At 47.5% G+C, this 263-nt stretch carries 1 rRNA gene; it reads left to right on the top strand.

Annotated features, from left to right (window positions below):
- Positions 1 to 263, top strand: a 23S ribosomal RNA gene (locus ACXAH2_RS17215); the annotation flags it as partial.

The raw sequence follows: 263 nt of genomic DNA on the forward strand, positions 1-263 counted from the left end.
TGAGGGGAGTGAAATAGATCCTGAAACCGTGTACGTACAAGCAGTGGGAGCGGTGTCAACTCAAGCTTCTTGAAGGTTGCCTTAGCGAAGCAAGGCCAACCGGCTAATTAAGAAGAGAGTGTATCATCAAGCGTTCTTCTTGAAGGTTGCCTTAGCGAAGCGAGGCCAACCTCAAAGATCAAGCAGGGAGTTTGAGTGACACCGTGACTGCGTACCTTTTGTATAATGGGTCAACGACTTATTTTCAGTAGCAAGGTTAAGCG

This window comes from Marinomonas sp. ABL3_031 (genome assembly GCF_056161265.1).